Here is a 16,482-nt window from a genome sequence, read left to right on the forward strand (position 1 = left end):
TTTTTCGATCCCCTGCTTTTGGCTTCCGTTGGAAAGACCCGCATGTCGCGACAAATGCCCCCTCTGAATCCTCTGCGAGCTTTCGAGGTTGCGGCCCGGCATCTCAGCTTCACGCGGGCGGCGGACGAGCTGTACGTCACGCCGTCCGCCGTCAGCCACCAGATCAAGACGCTGGAAGAAAGCCTCGGCGTGCAGCTGTTCCTGCGCGAGGCCAAGTCGCTGGTGCTGACCCCTGCCGGCATGGCATACCTGCCGAGCGTGCAGCAGGCATTCAAGCAACTGGCCGACGCCACGCAGCGCCTGCACAGCAAGGACCTGCCGGCGCTCAAGGTCAACATGCCGCCGACCTTTGCCGTCAAATGGCTCATCCCGCGCATGGACCGCTTCATGAAGGAGTACCCCGCGGTCGATCTCAAGGTCTCCACTTCCAACCACGCCATCAACTTCGACCGCGACGATTTCGACCTGGCCATCCGCTATGGCCGCGGCAACTATCCGGGCCTGCATTCCGAGTTGTGCCTGTCGGTCGAGGTGATTCCCGTGTGCAGCCCTGAGCTGCTGGCCGGCCCCCGCCCGCTCAAGGAGCCGGGCGACCTGAAACACCATACCTTGCTGCATGACGACAGCACCTACACCGATGTGAGCAACCCGGACTGGTCCATGTGGCTCAGCCACGCAGGCGTGACCGATGTGGATGCGTCGCGCGGGCCGTCGTTCTGGCCGAGCCACCTGGTGATCAATGCCGCGATCAGCGGCCTTGGCGTGGCGCTGGTCAAGAAGAACTGGGTCGAGGAAGACCTGCGGCAAGGGCGGCTGGTGCGATTGTTCGAGCAGATCCGCCTGCCGGTGGAATTCTCCTACTTCGTGGTGTTCCCGGAAGAACGCTTGAGCGACCCGCGCGTAACCACCTTCGTCAACTGGCTGCGCGCCGAGGTCGCGGCGGGCGACAACCTCCAGCACGCCTGACCCCGCCGCGCTTGCCGCTCAGCCTGCGCGACCCCGCGCCGCCTTGGCTTCCACCCGCGCGCGCAGCTTGTCCACGTTCACCACGAAGCGGCTGTGCGTGCCGGTGCAGATCTCTTCCATGCCATCGCTGGCCGCCACGCGGAACGTGACGCTGCGGCCGTCGATGGCCGTGACTTGCGCGTGGATCGTCACCTCGCCGCCGAGCAGCGTCGCCCCGCTGTGCCGGATCGAGACCTCGGTGCCAACCGAGCTTTCGCCCGCGTCCACGTGGTCCTGCAGGAAGTCCAGGCAGGTCTGCTCGATATCGCGGATCAATTCCGGCGTGGCGTAGATGCGTAGCGTCTCGCCCAGGAAATCGATCGTGCGTGGGCGGTCCACGGTCAGCGAGCGGGCTGCCGTCGCGCCGGTTTTCAGGCTGTCTTTCATCTGCGTTCCTCAGGGGTGCGGCATGCCGGCAAACCGGTAGATGCGAGCGGCGTTGTCGTGCAGCAGCTTGCGCTGCTCGTTCGGCGGATAGATCTCGATGGCTTTGAGGAAGCCTTTGAGAATCGTCTCATAGCTGGCTACCAGGCTGTCCACCGGGTAGTTGCTCGCGAACAGGCTGCGATCGGTGCCGAAGATGGCGATGGCTTCGCGGATCACCGGCACGTTGTCCACTGCCGTCCACGCGCGGCCCGGCAGCCCTAGCCCCGAGATCTTCACCGCCACATTGGGCTGCGCCGCAAGCGCCGCCATGGCATCGCGCCAGCCTTTCAGCCCCGCTGCGCTGCGGTCCGACGGCAAGCCCGTATGGTTGAGGATGATCTGCGTGCCGGGAAAATCACGCGCCAGTGCCGCGGCCTGGTCCAGGTTCCACCATGGCGCCTGCAGGTCGTAGGACAGGCCGTGCCTCGCCAGCAAGGCATAGCCTTGCCGCCAGCGCTCGTCGTCCATCGATCCGCGCAAGCCGCGAGCGGCGCTCTCGCGGGTGGCGCTGGTCACCGGCTTCTGCCGGATCCCGCGCACCATCGGGAAGGCCGCCTGCGCCGCCAGGATTTCCGCCACATCACCGCGGTCCAGCTGCGCATGCGCGACCAGCGCGCACGGGCGGCCCACGCGCTGCGCCAGCGCAGTGAGCCATATGGTCTCGTCCACCGGATTGGCCCGGGCCCACTCCGCTTCCACATGCACGGTCCGGGCGGGCGCGAAGCCGCGCGTGTCGCGCTCGAAATCCTCGGGCAGGTAGTTGCGCTTCAGGGCGGCGTAGTCGCCATAGCGAAAGCCCTTTACGTCCTCCCCCTGCAGCCACGGATAGGGATTGGCTTGCAGGTCCCAGAAGTGATGATGCGCATCGATAAACGGCTGGTCGAATGTGAAATCAGGCATCGCGCTAATCCTTGACCGCGATCCGGCTGGCCAGTTGCTTGTATTGTGCCGACTCCTTCGCCATCACGGCCTGCAGCGTCACATCGTCCGCGTAGGTATCCGTGCTGAAGTGCAGCTTTTCCAGCGTCTGCCGCATGATCGGCTCCTGCACCGATTTGGCCACGGCCGCCTTGAGGATGCTGATGACTTCCGGCGGCGTGCCCTTGGGCGCCGAGATGCCACGCCAGATGCCCATCGACAAATCGATGTTGCGCTCCTTGAGCGTCGGCACGTTATCAAAGCCGGCAACGCGCTTGTCGGCCATCACCGCCAGCACCTTGAGCTTGCCCGCCGCCACATAGGTGGCGACCTCGGCCGTGCTCACCGTCACCGCTTCGATATGGCCGCCAAGCAGCGCCATGGTGGCCGGCGCGCCGCCGGGATAGGGGATGTGATTGAATTTGGCACCGGTCTTCTCGGCCAGCGCGGCGGCGGCCATATGCCAGGCGGAACCCTGCCCGGCATTGCCCACGCGGATGTTTGCATCCGGCTTGCGGGCCTCGGCAAGGAACTGCTCCAGCGTGGCGTAGGGCGCGTCCGCACGCACGACCACCGCTGCCGGATCGGCATTGAGCCGCGCGATCGGCACCAGGTCCTGGTAGGTGAACTTGGCCAGGCCCAGGTAATTGAGGAAGGTCACTTCGCTGGAGGACAGCACCAGCTTGTAGCCATCCGGCTTGGCGTGCACGACTTCGCCAAGCCCGACCGCGCCGGTGGCGCCAGGCTTGTTGATGACGACCAGCGGCTGCGGCAAGTGCTTGGCGGCGGCAGCGGACAAGGCCCGCGCAACTACGTCGGCGCCGCCGCCGGCCTGCCAGGGCACGATCAGCTCAATCCGGTGGTTGGGGTAGGCATCGCCCTGCGCGGCGGCTACGCCAGCCCACGCGGCGACGGTGGCGATGACGATGTGCGCCGCCACCCGCCACGGGTGTGAGTAAAACTTCATGATGCTTGTCTCCGTGATTTTTATGCTTTGTGCTTGTGATGATTGTGGTGATTGTGGTGCTTCCAATGTTTCAAATGCTTCAAATCTTTGCTTCCAATGCTGTGCAGGTCTTCTCAGGCAGTGCCGTTCTTCAGCGTTTGCGGCGCAACCGGCTGCCCGAAGGCGCCACGTTCGCGCAGTGCCTCGATCGCCATGTCGTCCAGGCCAAACTCGCCAAGTACCTCTTGCGTGTGCTGCCCGAGCAAGGGCGCCGGATAGCGGACCTGCTGCGGCGTACCGCTAAGCTTAACGGGAAAGCCGAGCGCCTTCACGCGGCCTTCCACGGGATGGTCGATCTCCAGCACCATCTCGCGCGCCACGGCCTGCTCGCTCACCAGCGCCTCGTCATAGGTGTAGATCGGGCCGGCCGGCACGCCGGCCGCCAGCAACGCGTCCACCCATTCGTCCGCGGGCTTGCGGGCGAACTCGCCTTCAATCTCGCGGATCAGCACATCGCGGTTGCGGATGCGCGCCGCATTGTCGGTAAAGCGCGGGTCCTGCAGCAGGTCGGTGCGTTCGATCACCTCGCACAGCGCGGCCCACAGCTTGGGGTTGGCCGCGCCGATGACAAAGTGCCGGTCCGCCGCGCGCACGGCCTGGTAGGGCGCGCTCATGCGGTTGGCGCTGCCGATCGGCACTGGCACCGTGCCCGTGCCCCAGTACTCCGCGGACTCCCACACCGACAAGCCCAGCGCGGTCTCGAACAGCGATGCGTCCACATACTGGCCTTGTCCGGTATGGCCGCGCCCGATGATTGCGCTCAGGATGCCGTAGGCGCTGAACAGGCCCGCACCCAGGTCGGCAATCGGCACGCTGGACTTCACCGGCGGCGCGTCCGGATGGCCCATCACGCTCATCACCCCCGACATCGCCTGCGCGATCAGGTCCAGCCCGGGCCGGCGCGACCACGGGCCGGTCTGGCCGAAGCCGGAAATGCTGGCATATACCAGCCGCGGATTGATCTCGCGCAGTGCCGGGTAATCGATCTTGAGCCGGGCGGCCACGCCGGGGCGGTTGTTCTCCACCAGCACGTCAGCGCCGCGCACCAGTTCATAGAACGCCTCCAGCCCGGCGGGATTCTTCAGGTCGATCTCCACGCTGCGCTTGTTGCGGTTCAGCGCCAGGAAGCCGCCGCTGTCCTCGCCCTTGAGCCGGAAGCCCATGGCCTTGCGCGTCTGGTCGCCGACGCCCGGCGTTTCCACCTTGATGACATCCGCGCCCATGTCGCCGAGCAGCATGCAGCAGAATGGGCCAGCCATGATCTGGCTGACATCGAGGACCTTGATGTTCGACAAAGGCAAATTCATTAGAAACCTTGTGGCTTGGTAACGGATGGCTTGATAGCGGAAGGCAGGCGGATCAGCGGCCCTGGAAGGCTGGCTTGGATTTGTCGACGAAGGCCTGGTAGCCGATGCGGAAATCCTCCGTATCGAAGCAGGCATAGGCCTCGGCGTGTTCTGCCGCGCTAAGCGGCGCGGGGTTCAGCAACCGGCGCACGAACTGCTTGTGCCAGCGCGCGACCAACGGCGCGCCCTGGCTGATGCGGCGTGCCGCGGCGTACGCTTGCGCCGGCACCTCGGCATCGGGCACGACCCGGTTGACCAGGCGCTTTTCCAGCGCCTCGGCTGCCCCGAACACGCGCCCTTCCAGCACGATCTCCAGCGCCACGGCAGGCCCGGCCAGCGCCATCAGCCCACCCAGCTCGCCATACGACATGACCAGCCCCAGCCGGTTGACCGGCACGCCAAAGCGGCTGGACTCGCCGCAGATGCGCATATCGCACACCGACGCAATCTCCAGCCCGCCGCCAACGCACGCGCCCTGGATCATCGCCACCGTGGGATGGCGGCTGCCGGCAATCGCCTCCATGGCGGCGTGGGTAACCTGCGCGTAATCCTGCGCCTGCGCCGAGCTGGAGCGCATGCGGGTGAACTCCTCGATGTCCGCCCCCGCGGCAAAGGCCTTGTCGCCTGCGCCGCGCAGCACGATGCAGCGCAGGTCATCGTTGGCCGAGAGCGTCTGGAACGCCTGCGTCAGGCCCTGCCACATGCCCAGGTCGAGCGCGTTCAGCTTGTCGGGGTTGTTCAGCGTGATGGTGGCGATGCGCTCGTCGTACTCGATCAGGATGGCTTGTCTCATGGTCTGTATTTGTCGTTGGATGTCGTTGAATGTCGGCTGGATGGCGCTTGCCCCAAGGACAGGTTCGGTGCGGTGCCTTGACCTGCGCAAGTCTAGGGTTTCCGCCGCCGCCCGCCAAACGAGAAAAACTCAGCGGCATTTCAAGAAAAACTAGGGCGCGCGCGGCTATGAAAAAAACTTGGGGCCGCTTCAAGTAAATCCACGTTGTGGCGCTCGCGGCTTGTTTCTAGACTTCGTCACCAAAGCCGCTCTCGCCAGCTCCCTGCCATGCTCGAGAAGCGGCGCATCACATCCCGCATGGAGACAAGAGACAAGATGGCCCTCATCAACTACATCACCCAGATCCAGATCGATTTCGGCGCGGTTGCGCTGCTGGCGCAGGAATGCGAGCGCATCGGCGTCTCCCGCCCGCTGGTCGTCACCGATGCCGGCGTCAGGGCGGCAGGCATCCTGGACCGCGTGCTGGCGCAGTTGCCTGCCGGTATCGAGCCCGTCGTCTTCGACGGCACCCCCTCCAACCCGACCGAGCGCGCCATGCGCGAAGCCGTGGCGCTCTACCTCGAGCACCGCTGCGACGGCATCATCGCGGTCGGCGGCGGCTCTCCCATCGACCTGGCCAAGGGCGTGGCCGTGTGCGCCACGCACCAGGGCCCGCTCAAGGCGTTCGCCGCCATCGAAGGCGGCGTGGCGCGCATCACCGCGGCCACCGCTGCGCTGATCGCCGTGCCCACCACCGCCGGCACCGGCAGCGAGGTGGGCCGTGGCGCCGTGCTGATCCTCGACGACGGGCGCAAGGTCGGCGTGCTCTCGCCCTACCTGGTGCCGCGCGTCGCCATCTGCGATCCGGAGCTGACCTTTGGCCTGCCGCCGCGGCTGACGGCGGCCACCGGCATGGACGCCATCGCCCATTGCATCGAGACCTTCCTGGCGCCGGCGTTCAACCCGCCCGCCGACGGTATCGCGCTCGACGGCCTGCGCCGCGCCTGGCTGCATATCGAGGCCGCCACCGCCTCGCCGCAGGACCGCAATGCGCGGCTGAACATGATGAGCGCATCCATGCAAGGCGCGCTGGCCTTCCAGAAAGGGCTGGGCTGCGTGCACAGCCTCAGCCACTCGCTGGGCGGGATCAATCCGATGCTGCACCACGGCACCCTGAACGCCATCCTGCTGCCCGCCGTGATCCGCTTCAATGCATCGGCGCCATCGGTACGCGACGAACAGCGCCTGGCACGCATGGCGCAGGCGATGCAGCTCGACGGCCCTGAGGCCATCGGCCCGGCCATTGTCGCCATGAACCAGCGGCTGGGCCTGCCGAGCGGGCTGGCGGCGCTTGGCGTGACCAGCGCGCTGTTCCCGCGCATTATCGAAGGCGCGCTGACCGATCACTGCCATAAGACCAATCCGCGCATGGCGAGCGCGCAGGAATACGCGGCGATGCTGGCCGAGGCGATGTAGGCGTCGGTGTAGTCCCGCACAGAAGTCTGCTGTACCTATAAAAAAGGTTCATCGGACTTTCGTGTGGGTCCTCCATCCGAGCGAGAGCCACACGATGCAATGCGCTGGTTTGCTCCCCTCTCCCATGAAATGGGAGAGGGGCCGGGGGAGAGGGTGGGCGCTCGCTCAAGGTGACGCGCCTCGCTCTTGCGGATGCCCGCCCTCTCCCCCAACCCCTCTCCCGCCGCGCGGGAGAGGGGAGCAACGCCTGCGCGAGATTGCACGCGAGCGCTCTTGCTGCGCCCCACACAGAAGTCTGAAGAACCATAAAAAATAACCTGGAGACAAGCCATGCTACGCAGGACGTTCCTCACTGCCACGGCTGCCGGCGCCACCTCGCTGGCGGCGCCCCTGGCCTTTGCGCAGGCGCTGCCCACCGGCCCCATGCGCATCGTCGTGGGCTTTCCGCCCGGAGGCGGCACCGATGTGATGGCCCGCGTGATGGCCAACAAGCTCGGCGAGCTCTGGCATACGTCGGTCATCGTCGACAACCGTCCTGGCGCGGCCGGTGTGATTGCCGCCGAGTACACGGTCAAGCAGCCCGCCGACGGCACCACGCTGCTGATGACCAATATCAGCAACCACGCCATTGCGCCGAGCCTGTATCCCAGGCTGGGCTATGTGGTCGAGCGCGACTTCACACCCATCATGCTGGTGGGCGTCACGCCCAACCTGTTGATCTGCAACACGCAGGAAGGCGCCAGGACCCTGAAGGATGTGATCGAGCAGTGCCGCAAGAGCCCGGGCAAGATCACGTTTGGCTCCTCAGGCGCGGGCGCGGCGCAGCACCTGGCGCTGGAGCTGTTCAAGCTGCGCGCCGGCGTGGATGCCATGCACGTGCCCTATCGCGGCTCGGCGCCCATGCTGACCGACCTGATCGGCGGGCAGATCGATTTCAGCTTCGAGACCATGACCTCGGCCACGCCGCAGATCCAGGGCGGCAAGCTGATTGCCATTGCACAGACCCGGCCCAAGCGCGCCAAGAGCTTCCCCAACGTGCCCACCATCGCCGAATCGGGCTTCCCTGGCTTCGACGCCAGCACCTGGTACGGGCTGGTAGGCCCCGCCGGCATGCCGGCCGCCCTGGTGCAAAAGATGAACGCGGACATGAACAAGGTGCTTGCGATGCCGGAGGTGGCGGACAAGCTGGCCAGCTTCGGCGCCGAGGATGGCGGCGGCAGCGCCGCGCGCTTCGGCACCTTTATCGGCGCAGAGCTCACCAAGTGGGCCAAGGTGGTCAAAGACGCCCAGGTGAAGGTCTGACATGGCGCGCCGCATCACCATCGAGGAAACCCTGCCACGTGACGCCGCGCGGGCGGTGCTGGTTGGCCGCGCGTGGCTGCCGGGGCCACAAGGCGGGCCGACGCCGGTCGTCGTGCGCAACGGCCAGCTGTTCGACCTGGGCGCGTTGCGCCCGACCATTGCCGCCTTGCTCGACCTGCCTGACCCGGCGGATGCGGTCAGGCAGGCTGGAGGCGCCGCACTCGGCACGGTGGCGGACTGGCTGGCATCCACCTGCGAGCACGGCCCCGATCCGCGTTACCGCCACCTGCTCGCGCCGAACGACCTGCAGGTGGTGAAAGCCGCCGGCGTGACCTTTGCCGCCAGCATGATCGAGCGCGTCATCGAGGAGCAGGCGCGCGGCGATGCCGCCAAGGCCGAAGCGGTCCGCCAGAGCGTGGCGCACCTGGCCGACGCAGGGCTCGCCGCCGTGCGCCCCGGCTCGCCGCAGGCGCTGCGCATCAAGGAGGTGCTGCTGGCGCAAGGGCTGTGGTCCCAGTACCTGGAAGTGGGCATCGGCGCGGACGCGGAGATCTTCACCAAGGCGGCGCCGCTGTCGTCGATGGGCACCGGCGTGGACGTGGGCGTTCATCCCGGCTCGTCATGGAACAACCCCGAGCCGGAGGTGGTGCTCGCGGTGTCCTCGCGCGGCACCATCGTTGGGGCCGCGCTCGGCAACGACGTCAACCTGCGCGACTTCGAAGGGCGCAGCGCGCTGCTGCTGGGCAAGGCCAAGGACAATAACGCCTCATGCAGCATCGGCCCATGGATCCGCCTGTGCGATGCGGCGTTTGGCATCGACGACATCTGCACAACCGACATCGAACTCACCATCGAAGGCGAGGACGGCTTCGTGCTGCAAGGCGCCAGCACGATGACGCAGATCAGCCGCTCGCCGCAGGAGCTGGTTGGCCACGCCATGGGCCCGCACCACCAGTATCCGGACGGCATGATGCTGTTCTGCGGCACGATGTTCGCGCCCGTGCAGGACCGCGACGCGCCCGGCGCCGGCTTTACGCATCACGTGGGCGACCGCGTGTCGATCCGCGCGGCGAGGCTCGGCGGCCTCGTCAACTGGGTCGGCAGCAGCGCAAGCCTGCCGCCGTGGCAGTTCGGCATCGGCGCCCTGATGGACAACCTCGCCCGCCGCGGCCTGCTTGGCCCACCTCCCTGAGCCTTTGGCTTAACCCAGCGAGGCCGGGATCAGCCGGGAGCACCCGGGAGCACCCAGGCTCGCCACCCACATACACAATCCGAAGGAGACACCATGAGACACGCCATCTCGCGTATCGTGCTGGCCGCGTTGTTCGCAGCAGGAGCCGCCGCCGCGCTGGCCACCCCGGCGGCTGCGCAAACCCCCATCAAGCTGCGCTTTGCCCACACCGTGCCGGAGACCGATTCCCAGCACCTGGCTGCGCTATCGTTCAGCAAGAAGGTCAAGGAGCGCACGCAAGGCGCGGTCGAAATCCAGGTCTTTGCCAACAGCCAGCTCGGCAACGACACCACGCTGGTCACCGGCATCCGCAGCGGCACCATCGACATCGGCGCCACCGGCAACCCGTTTGTCACCGGGCTGGCGCCCAAGCTCAACGTGCTGGACCTGCCCTACCAGTTCGACGACGGCCCGCAGGCCTATCGCGCGCTGGACGGCGCGGTGGGACGCGGCCTGCTCGATGAGCTGGGCTCGCACCAAATCAAGGGCCTGGCCTTCTGGGAAATCGGCTTTCGCAGCCTGGGCAACAACAAGCGCCAGATCAACAAAGCCGACGATATCCGCGGCCTGAAGATCCGCACCACGCCGAACCCGTCGCATATCAAGGCGTTCCAGCTGCTCGGCGCGAGCCCGCAGCCGATGCCCTTCGCAGAGGTCTTCGGCGCGCTGGAATCCGGTGCGGTGGACGGGCAAGAGAATCCGCCCACGCTGATGCTGTCATCCAAGATGTACGAAGTGCAGAAATACCTCTCGCTCACGCGGCATGCCTACACCGCGCTAGTGGTGCTGATGAACAAGGCCAAGTTCGATTCGCTCAAGCCGGAGTACCAGAAAATCCTGCTGGAAGAAGCCGCCGCCGCCGCCACCTTCCAGCGCAAGCTCAACACGGACAACGAGGCGCAGTCCATCGCACAGTTGCGCGCCAAGGGCATGCAGGTCAACGAGCACCCGGACGTGGCGAGCATCAGGAAGATCGTCAAGGAAGAGACGCGCCAGCTCTATGTGCAGAAGAACGGCGACACCGTGCTGCGTGCCATCGACGCCCAACGCTGAAGCCGCGCGGAGACCGGACATGCAAACGCAGCCTTCACCGTCGGCCATGGTCGACGCGCACCATCATCTCTGGCGCTTCGGCGACGACGCACGCTATCCGTGGCTGCAGGAGAAATACGACCCGCAAGCCTTCTTCCTCGGCAGCTATGCCGCGTTGCGCGAGGACTTTGGCCCGGACGCCTATCTGGCGCGCTGGGGCAACGTGCGGCTCGCCGCCACCGTGCACGTGGAAGCCGAGCGCCATCCCGAGGAGTCCCTCGCGGAGACCGGCTGGCTGCACCGGATCCATGCGGTGCATGGATTTCCCAACGCGATCGTGGCGCATGCGGATTTCAGGAGTGCCGACCTGGAGCAGCGCTTGCTGGCACAGGCTGATTTTCCGCTGGTGCGCGGGGTGCGCTGCAAGCCGGTGACGAGCCGGCGCGCTGACGAAAGCGTGCGCGGACAAGCAGGCACGCTGCAGGATGCACGCTGGCTGGAAGGCCTCGGCCTGCTGGCCGCGCACGACCTCTCATGGGACTTGCGCGTGCCGTTCTGGCATCTGCAAGAGGCAGCCGATGCGGTGGCGATGTTTCCCGCGCTGCGGGTAGTGCTGGAACACACCGGGCTGCCGTGGGACCGCTCCGACGCAGGCCTGGCTGCGTGGCGCCGCGGCATGGAAGCGCTGGCGCGCCTGCCCAACGTGCACGTGAAGCTTTCCGAATTCGGACTGCCCGATGCAGCGTGGGACCGCGCGGGCAATGTGCGCGTCGTCCGCGAGGCGCTGGACATCTTCGGCTGGCAGCGATGCATGTTCGCCAGCAACCTGCCGGTATCCGGGCTGCGTGCTGGCATCGGAGAAGTGGTCGGAATGGTGGCGGAAGGGCTGAACGGCCTGACTGCCGACGCGGCGCGAGCCGTATGGCACGACAACACGCTGCGCTTCTACCGGATCGCGCAGCCGAATCAATAAGCAACGAGACAACGAACATGGAAACGACAACAGAAGAACCGGCCGTGACCCGCGTCATGGTACACACAGCGGAAGGCGCGATGGTGGCCATGATGGCCGTCATGATCGTGCTGGTGTTCGGCAACGTAGTGCTGCGCTACGCCTTCAACTCCGGCATCGCGTTCTCCGAGGAAGCCTCGCGCTTCGTCTTCATGTGGCTGACGCTGACCGGCGCCCTGCTTGTCATGCGCGACAAGGCGCACCTTGGCATGTCCACCATCGTGTCTCGGCTTGGCGAGCCGGGACAGCGCCTGTGCCGCTTTATCTCCGACGCTGGCGCGCTCGCCTGCTGCCTGCTGCTGGCCAATGGCGCGTGGAAGCTGGTGGTCATCGGCATGGACGACATGGCCCCGGTGACGGGCGTGCCGATCGGCCTGGTCTATGCCTGCCTGCTGTTCAGCAGCCTGGGCATGGCCGGCCTGTTGGCGCATTCGCTATGGCGCCTGGTGAGCGGGCGCATGCCGCGCGCGGAGCTGGTGCCGGAGTCCGGCGCCAGCGGCGAATGATTTCCTGGAGCCAGTCATGACTATCGTTGTATTTGTCGGCTCCCTGCTGGGCGCCATGGCGCTCGGCATGCCGATCGCATTCTCGCTGCTGGTGTCGGGCATCGCCCTGATGTTCCACCTCGGCAATTTCGACACGCAGATCATCGCGCAGAACATGCTGGAGGGCGTGAACAACTACCCGCTGATGGCAGTGCCGTTCTTCATGCTGGCCGGCGAACTGATGAACGCCGGCGGCCTGTCGAGCCGCATCGTCAAGGTGGCGGAAGCCACGGTGGGCCACGTGCGCGGCGGGCTTGGCTATGTGGCGATCATCGCCGCTACGGTGGTGGCCAGCATCTCCGGCTCGGCCGTGGCGGACACGGCCGCGGTGGCCGCGCTGCTCATCCCCATGATGCGCAACGCCGGCTACAACGTACCGCGCTCCGCCGGGCTGATCGCTGCGGGCGGCATCATCGCGCCGGTGATCCCGCCATCGATCGCCATCGTGGTGTTTGGCGTGGTGGCGCAGGTATCCATCACCAAATTGTTCCTCGCCGGCATTGCGCCAGGCGCCATGATGGCGCTGACGCTCACCGCCACGTGGTACTTCTGCGCCCGCAAGGATTCGGCGTCCGCCGTCGCCACGCAGCGCTTCGAGTTCCGCCGCCTGCGGCAGTCGCTGATGGACGGCGTGTGGGCGCTGGTGCTGCCGGTGGTCATCATCGGCGGCATGAAGATCGGCGTGTTCACGCCCACCGAGGCAGCCGTGGTCGCCGTCGTCTACGCCATGGCGGTTGGGCGCTTCGTCTACGGCGAGCTCAAGCTGCGCGACCTGCCCCACCTGATCGTCACCGCCACCAAGACATCCAGCACCGTGCTGTTCCTGGTCGCCTGCGCGCTGGTCTCGGCCTGGCTCATCACCATCGCCAATATCCCGGCGCAGGTCACGGCGCTGCTCGATCCCTTCATCGACAACAAGATCCTGCTGATGTTTGTGATCATGGTGCTGGTGATAATCGTCGGCACGGCGCTGGACCTGATGCCCACCGTGCTGATCATGACGCCCATCCTCATGCCCGTGATCACCAAGGCCGGCATCGATCCCGTGTACTTCGGCGTGATGTTCATCCTCAACAACGCCATCGGGTTGCTGACACCGCCGGTCGGCACGGTGCTCAACGTGGTGGCCGGTACCTCGCGCTGCAGCCTCGACAGCGTGATCGCCGGTGTGTGGCCCTTCCTGCTGTCGCTCACCGTGCTGATGTTCCTGTTCGTGCTGTTCCCCCAACTCATCCTGGTTCCCGCCAGCTGGATGCGGTAACCGCTTGCCAATCACACAACCTGGAAAGACGGAGACTGATATGAAAAAACCCATGAACCACACGCGCATCCACAGCAAGCTGCGCCAGCACAGCCTCGCCCTCGCAACCGCGGGCGCCCTTGCATTCTCCCTGTCATCGGCTTGCGCGCAAACGCAACCCACCGACTGCGCCGCCGCGCAAGCCGCCAGCCAGAACCCGGCCTACCCAAGCGCCAGTGTCAAGCGCTACATCAAGACCCCCACCGGCTACCTGCTGGTGCTGCGCATGGGCGACAACGTGTTCGAACAGCTCGAAGCCTTCGCCATCTGCGAACGCGTGCCCAGCGCAAGCCTCAGCGCCATCGGCTTCACCAACGTCACCTTCGGCTTCTGGGACGCCGACAAGAAAGCCTTCAACCCCAAGACCTTCCGCAACGTAGAGATGGCCAGCATCGTGGGCAGCCTCGCCTGGAAAGACGGCAAGCCCTCCATCCACGCCCACGGCGTCGCCGGCGACAAGACGTTTGATACGTATGGAGGGCACATCCTGGCCATGGAGGTAGGCACAGGCTCGCTGGAAGTGACGGTGACGGTGTATCCGCAACAACTTGAGCGCGCGATCGATCCGAAGATCGGCGCCAATGTGCTGGGGCTGTAGATTGAAGCGTAGGGAATGGAAGCCGGATCGGTCCGGTTTGACATCTCGGCCGCGCCACCGCCCGCCCTCTCCCCCAACCAGCGGCAAGATAAACCGTTCAACTGATCAGCCGATCAACCCATTGTGGTAGCCGTGTGAAGCGCCCGAAGGGCGGGCCACACCCCAGCGCGATGCGAAGCGAGCCGTCAAGGTTCACCTAGGCCGTATGGGGCGCCGAGGGGGTGTCGCCCCATCCGGCGCGCCTTTTTTGCCTACTTTTTTGGCAAGACAAAAAAGTAGGTCGCCGCCCCGCAGGGGTGGTGAAACTGCTTTTGACTTTAAGCAGTTGCAGCTGCAGCTGCAGTTGCACTTAAGCCAACCACACCACCAACCTCAATCCCATTCAGGCGCCAACCCCTCCGGACTAGTCAACCGCCCACCTCGATCCAGCGCAGCAATATCAGCCATATCCTGCTCAGACAGGCGAACAGCCAGCGCCCCAAGGTTGCTCTCCAGATTGGCACGCTTGGTAGAAGAAGGAATCACCGCATAACCAAGCTGCATAGCCCAAGCTAACACCACCTGCGCAGCCGTAGCCCCATGCCGCTGAGCAATCCCCTGAATCACCGGATCCTGCAAAGCCTTGCCATAGCCCAACGTCATATACGAAGTAATATGAATCCCCTGGCTACGAGCAAAATCAACCACCTTGCGATTCTGCAAGAATGGATGCAACTCGACCTGGTTGGTAGCAATAGCACCCGCCCCAACCACATCGATGGCCTGCTGCATCAGCCTGATCGTGAAATTGGACACCCCGATCTGACGAGTCAGCCCCTGGTCGCGAGCCTCGGCCAGCGCGCTCATGAACTCAGCAACCGGCACCGCATCATCCGGCGACGGCCAGTGGATCAGCGTCAGGTCGACATGATCCGTACGCAGCTTGGCAAGGCTGTCCTTGAGGCTGGCCGCCAGCTTGTCGCGCGACAGGTTCCCGGTCCAGATCTTGGTCGTCAGGAACAGGTCCGAGCGAGCCACGCCGCTCTCGGCAATGGCCTGGCCAACCTCGGCCTCGTTGCCGTAGATCTGCGCGGTGTCGATGGCGCGGTAGCCAACGTCGAGGCCGTTGCGCACGGAGTCGATGACGGTCTGGCCTTGCAGGCGGAAGGTACCTAGGCCGATGGCGGGGATGGACATTGTGTTTTCCTTTGTCAGGTCATGCGTTAGCGGTCACGGCCGGCTGCGGCCATGGCCTGAATGATTCCGCGTTTCAGTGTTTCAGGTGGGGCGTCAGGCGAGCGGCATCTCGTTCTCGATCCATGCCGTCACCGACGCGTGCCGGGGCTGCCAGCCCAGCTCCGAGCGCGCGCGCTGTGCGCGCACGCGGCTGTTGGAGCCGAAGGAGTAGCGCGACTGGCCTTCGCCCCAGGTGGGCGTGGCCTCTTCGACCGACCAGGACTGCACGGGCCCGAGGCCGAGCCGCCGGGCAATGGCAGCGCCGATCTCGGCGTACGACGCCTCGCCGTTCTCGACGAAATAGAAGGCGCCAGCGGGCGCGCTGTCGAGCACGCGCGCATAGAGGTCCACGACATCGGCGATATGCACGTTGGACCAGCGGTTCACGCCAGCGCCGACGATGCGCACCACGCCGCTTTGCCTGGCCTGTGCCACCAGCGGCGGAATCTGCACGCTGTCGGCATGCAGCCCGGCGCCAACGCCGTAGATCATGCTGTTGCACAGCACGGCGCTGCGCACGCCATCTGCAGCGGCTGACAGCACCATCTGGTCGATGGCGTGGCGCGCCTGCTTGCCCGCCTCCACCACGAACGGTGTTTCCTCGTCGAAGATACGCGGCGACAAGGCATTGCCGCCGGCATCGTCGCCGATCACGCTGGAGCCGCTGGTATGCAGCAACGGCTTGCCCGAGTCGCGCAAGCCGGCCAGCAGCGCCGCTACAGCGGCGCGGTGGTCGCTGCTGGCGGCGTTGATCACGCCGTCGGCTTGGGCGGCTTCGCGCGTCAGCAGGGCGGCGTCATCGAGCGTGCCCTGCACGGGCACGACGCCGCGCGTGGCCAGCTGTGCGGCCTGTGCCGGATTGCGGACCAGGCCGCGCACGCTATGTCCTGCGGCAATGAAGTGGGCAGCGACAGAGCCGCCGATAAAGCCGGTCGCGCCGGTGATGAAGATTTGCATGGGATTGCTCCTGGGACCGGGCTGCGAAGCGCGTCGATTGGGTCGGGGCCGAGAGACTGTGGCCGTGGCCGGATGAACATGACCCGAGTATCCGCGCTACCCATACAGAGAAAAACCGGGCGGCGTGCAGAACATATTTGATTCCCGCGCAAGAATGGGCGGCCCGCACACGATATGTGCTGCGCACTGCCTGCGCCGCCGTGCCGTAGCGCCACCGTGCCTAGCCCCAATACTGTTCACTTCACAACCACTTTGGGGACGATTCGCTGATTCAGCGGCTCGGATCGCCGCCGGATTCGGAAATTCGACATCTTTCGTTTCACGCCGCGGGGATTGCGCTT

The 16,482-nt window shown here is 65.8% G+C and carries 16 protein-coding genes; 9 read left to right on the forward strand and 7 right to left on the reverse strand.

What is annotated here, in order from left to right:
• Positions 1 to 42: 42 nt before the first annotated feature.
• Positions 43 to 966: a transcriptional regulator GcvA gene (locus ACGLHR_RS18475; RefSeq protein ID WP_400095733.1), complete on the forward strand. Its 924-nt coding sequence runs from the start codon at positions 43 to 45 to the stop codon at positions 964 to 966.
• 18 nt (positions 967 to 984) lie between these two features.
• Here ACGLHR_RS18475 and ACGLHR_RS18480 read toward each other — a convergent pair whose 3' ends face one another.
• The 5 genes from ACGLHR_RS18480 to ACGLHR_RS18500 all read right to left on the reverse strand — a co-directional run bounded on the left by ACGLHR_RS18480 (position 985) and on the right by ACGLHR_RS18500 (position 5,494).
• Positions 985 to 1,392: a thioesterase family protein gene (locus ACGLHR_RS18480; RefSeq protein WP_318238054.1), complete on the reverse strand. Its 408-nt coding sequence runs from the start codon at positions 1,390 to 1,392 to the stop codon at positions 985 to 987.
• A gap of 9 nt (positions 1,393 to 1,401) precedes the next feature.
• Positions 1,402 to 2,331 (reverse strand): amidohydrolase family protein, encoded by a 930-nt coding sequence (locus ACGLHR_RS18485; protein WP_400095734.1) that lies wholly within the window; start codon positions 2,329 to 2,331, stop codon positions 1,402 to 1,404.
• A gap of 4 nt (positions 2,332 to 2,335) precedes the next feature.
• A complete protein-coding gene (locus ACGLHR_RS18490; RefSeq protein WP_400095735.1) occupies positions 2,336 to 3,316 on the reverse strand; it encodes a tripartite tricarboxylate transporter substrate binding protein in 981 nt (326 codons plus the stop codon).
• A 113-nt stretch (positions 3,317 to 3,429) separates the two neighbouring features.
• Positions 3,430 to 4,662, reverse strand: coding sequence for a CaiB/BaiF CoA transferase family protein (locus ACGLHR_RS18495; protein WP_400095737.1), 1,233 nt, complete (start codon positions 4,660 to 4,662; stop codon positions 3,430 to 3,432).
• Between the two features lie 52 nt (positions 4,663 to 4,714).
• Entirely contained in the window at positions 4,715 to 5,494 is a 780-nt protein-coding gene (locus tag ACGLHR_RS18500) for an enoyl-CoA hydratase-related protein (RefSeq protein ID WP_400095738.1), read from the reverse strand.
• 315 nt (positions 5,495 to 5,809) lie between these two features.
• Between ACGLHR_RS18500 and ACGLHR_RS18505 the strand changes: the two genes are divergently transcribed.
• From ACGLHR_RS18505 to ACGLHR_RS18540, 8 genes are all read left to right on the forward strand, one after another.
• The gene (locus ACGLHR_RS18505; protein ID WP_400095740.1) at positions 5,810 to 6,949 is read left to right on the forward strand and encodes an iron-containing alcohol dehydrogenase; all 1,140 of its coding nucleotides are present in this window, start codon (positions 5,810 to 5,812) and stop codon (positions 6,947 to 6,949) included.
• Between the two features lie 330 nt (positions 6,950 to 7,279).
• Positions 7,280 to 8,251 (forward strand): Bug family tripartite tricarboxylate transporter substrate binding protein, encoded by a 972-nt coding sequence (locus ACGLHR_RS18510; RefSeq protein WP_400095741.1) that lies wholly within the window; start codon positions 7,280 to 7,282, stop codon positions 8,249 to 8,251.
• 1 nt (position 8,252) lies between these two features.
• Positions 8,253 to 9,443 carry a fumarylacetoacetate hydrolase family protein gene (locus ACGLHR_RS18515; RefSeq protein ID WP_400095743.1) on the forward strand — a complete coding sequence of 397 codons (1,191 nt, stop codon included), beginning with the start codon at positions 8,253 to 8,255 and terminating at the stop codon, positions 9,441 to 9,443.
• A gap of 93 nt (positions 9,444 to 9,536) precedes the next feature.
• Positions 9,537 to 10,535 (forward strand): DctP family TRAP transporter solute-binding subunit, encoded by a 999-nt coding sequence (locus tag ACGLHR_RS18520; RefSeq protein ID WP_400095745.1) that lies wholly within the window; start codon positions 9,537 to 9,539, stop codon positions 10,533 to 10,535.
• A gap of 19 nt (positions 10,536 to 10,554) precedes the next feature.
• Positions 10,555 to 11,487: an amidohydrolase family protein gene (locus ACGLHR_RS18525; RefSeq protein WP_400095747.1), complete on the forward strand. Its 933-nt coding sequence runs from the start codon at positions 10,555 to 10,557 to the stop codon at positions 11,485 to 11,487.
• A gap of 17 nt (positions 11,488 to 11,504) precedes the next feature.
• Complete coding sequence (locus ACGLHR_RS18530; protein WP_400095748.1) at positions 11,505 to 12,032, forward strand: TRAP transporter small permease; 528 nt, start codon at positions 11,505 to 11,507, stop codon at positions 12,030 to 12,032.
• A gap of 16 nt (positions 12,033 to 12,048) precedes the next feature.
• Positions 12,049 to 13,332 carry a TRAP transporter large permease gene (locus ACGLHR_RS18535; protein WP_400095750.1) on the forward strand — a complete coding sequence of 428 codons (1,284 nt, stop codon included), beginning with the start codon at positions 12,049 to 12,051 and terminating at the stop codon, positions 13,330 to 13,332.
• 40 nt (positions 13,333 to 13,372) lie between these two features.
• Positions 13,373 to 13,969: a PPC domain-containing DNA-binding protein gene (locus ACGLHR_RS18540; RefSeq protein WP_400095752.1), complete on the forward strand. Its 597-nt coding sequence runs from the start codon at positions 13,373 to 13,375 to the stop codon at positions 13,967 to 13,969.
• Between the two features lie 372 nt (positions 13,970 to 14,341).
• Here ACGLHR_RS18540 and dkgB read toward each other — a convergent pair whose 3' ends face one another.
• Together dkgB and ACGLHR_RS18550 are read right to left on the reverse strand one after the other, a co-directional pair.
• Positions 14,342 to 15,145 (reverse strand): 2,5-didehydrogluconate reductase DkgB, encoded by an 804-nt coding sequence (gene dkgB, locus ACGLHR_RS18545; protein WP_400095754.1) that lies wholly within the window; start codon positions 15,143 to 15,145, stop codon positions 14,342 to 14,344.
• Positions 15,146 to 15,238: 93 nt separating this feature from the next.
• Positions 15,239 to 16,141 (reverse strand): NAD-dependent epimerase/dehydratase family protein, encoded by a 903-nt coding sequence (locus tag ACGLHR_RS18550; RefSeq protein ID WP_400095755.1) that lies wholly within the window; start codon positions 16,139 to 16,141, stop codon positions 15,239 to 15,241.
• Positions 16,142 to 16,482 lie beyond the last annotated feature (341 nt).

The organism is Cupriavidus sp. CuC1, from assembly GCF_044627735.1.
Lineage (GTDB): Bacteria > Pseudomonadota > Gammaproteobacteria > Burkholderiales > Burkholderiaceae > Cupriavidus > Cupriavidus ulmosensis.

Excerpts from the sequence above, each read along its gene's own strand:
- ACGLHR_RS18475 (WP_400095733.1), top strand. The coding sequence starts at position 43 with ATGTCGCGACAAATGCCCCCTCTGAATCCTCTGCGAGCTTTCGAGGTT.
- ACGLHR_RS18485 (WP_400095734.1), bottom strand. The coding sequence starts at position 2,331 with ATGCCTGATTTCACATTCGACCAGCCGTTTATCGATGCGCATCATCAC.
- ACGLHR_RS18500 (WP_400095738.1), bottom strand. The coding sequence starts at position 5,494 with ATGAGACAAGCCATCCTGATCGAGTACGACGAGCGCATCGCCACCATC.
- ACGLHR_RS18510 (WP_400095741.1), top strand. The coding sequence starts at position 7,280 with ATGCTACGCAGGACGTTCCTCACTGCCACGGCTGCCGGCGCCACCTCG.
- ACGLHR_RS18550 (WP_400095755.1), bottom strand. The coding sequence starts at position 16,141 with ATGCAAATCTTCATCACCGGCGCGACCGGCTTTATCGGCGGCTCTGTC.
- ACGLHR_RS18525 (WP_400095747.1), top strand. The coding sequence starts at position 10,555 with ATGCAAACGCAGCCTTCACCGTCGGCCATGGTCGACGCGCACCATCAT.
- ACGLHR_RS18520 (WP_400095745.1), top strand. The coding sequence starts at position 9,537 with ATGAGACACGCCATCTCGCGTATCGTGCTGGCCGCGTTGTTCGCAGCA.
- ACGLHR_RS18490 (WP_400095735.1), bottom strand. The coding sequence starts at position 3,316 with ATGAAGTTTTACTCACACCCGTGGCGGGTGGCGGCGCACATCGTCATC.
- dkgB (WP_400095754.1), bottom strand. The coding sequence starts at position 15,145 with ATGTCCATCCCCGCCATCGGCCTAGGTACCTTCCGCCTGCAAGGCCAG.
- ACGLHR_RS18505 (WP_400095740.1), top strand. The coding sequence starts at position 5,810 with ATGGCCCTCATCAACTACATCACCCAGATCCAGATCGATTTCGGCGCG.
- ACGLHR_RS18535 (WP_400095750.1), top strand. The coding sequence starts at position 12,049 with ATGACTATCGTTGTATTTGTCGGCTCCCTGCTGGGCGCCATGGCGCTC.
- ACGLHR_RS18480 (WP_318238054.1), bottom strand. The coding sequence starts at position 1,392 with ATGAAAGACAGCCTGAAAACCGGCGCGACGGCAGCCCGCTCGCTGACC.
- ACGLHR_RS18515 (WP_400095743.1), top strand. The coding sequence starts at position 8,253 with ATGGCGCGCCGCATCACCATCGAGGAAACCCTGCCACGTGACGCCGCG.
- ACGLHR_RS18530 (WP_400095748.1), top strand. The coding sequence starts at position 11,505 with ATGGAAACGACAACAGAAGAACCGGCCGTGACCCGCGTCATGGTACAC.
- ACGLHR_RS18540 (WP_400095752.1), top strand. The coding sequence starts at position 13,373 with ATGAAAAAACCCATGAACCACACGCGCATCCACAGCAAGCTGCGCCAG.
- ACGLHR_RS18495 (WP_400095737.1), bottom strand. The coding sequence starts at position 4,662 with ATGAATTTGCCTTTGTCGAACATCAAGGTCCTCGATGTCAGCCAGATC.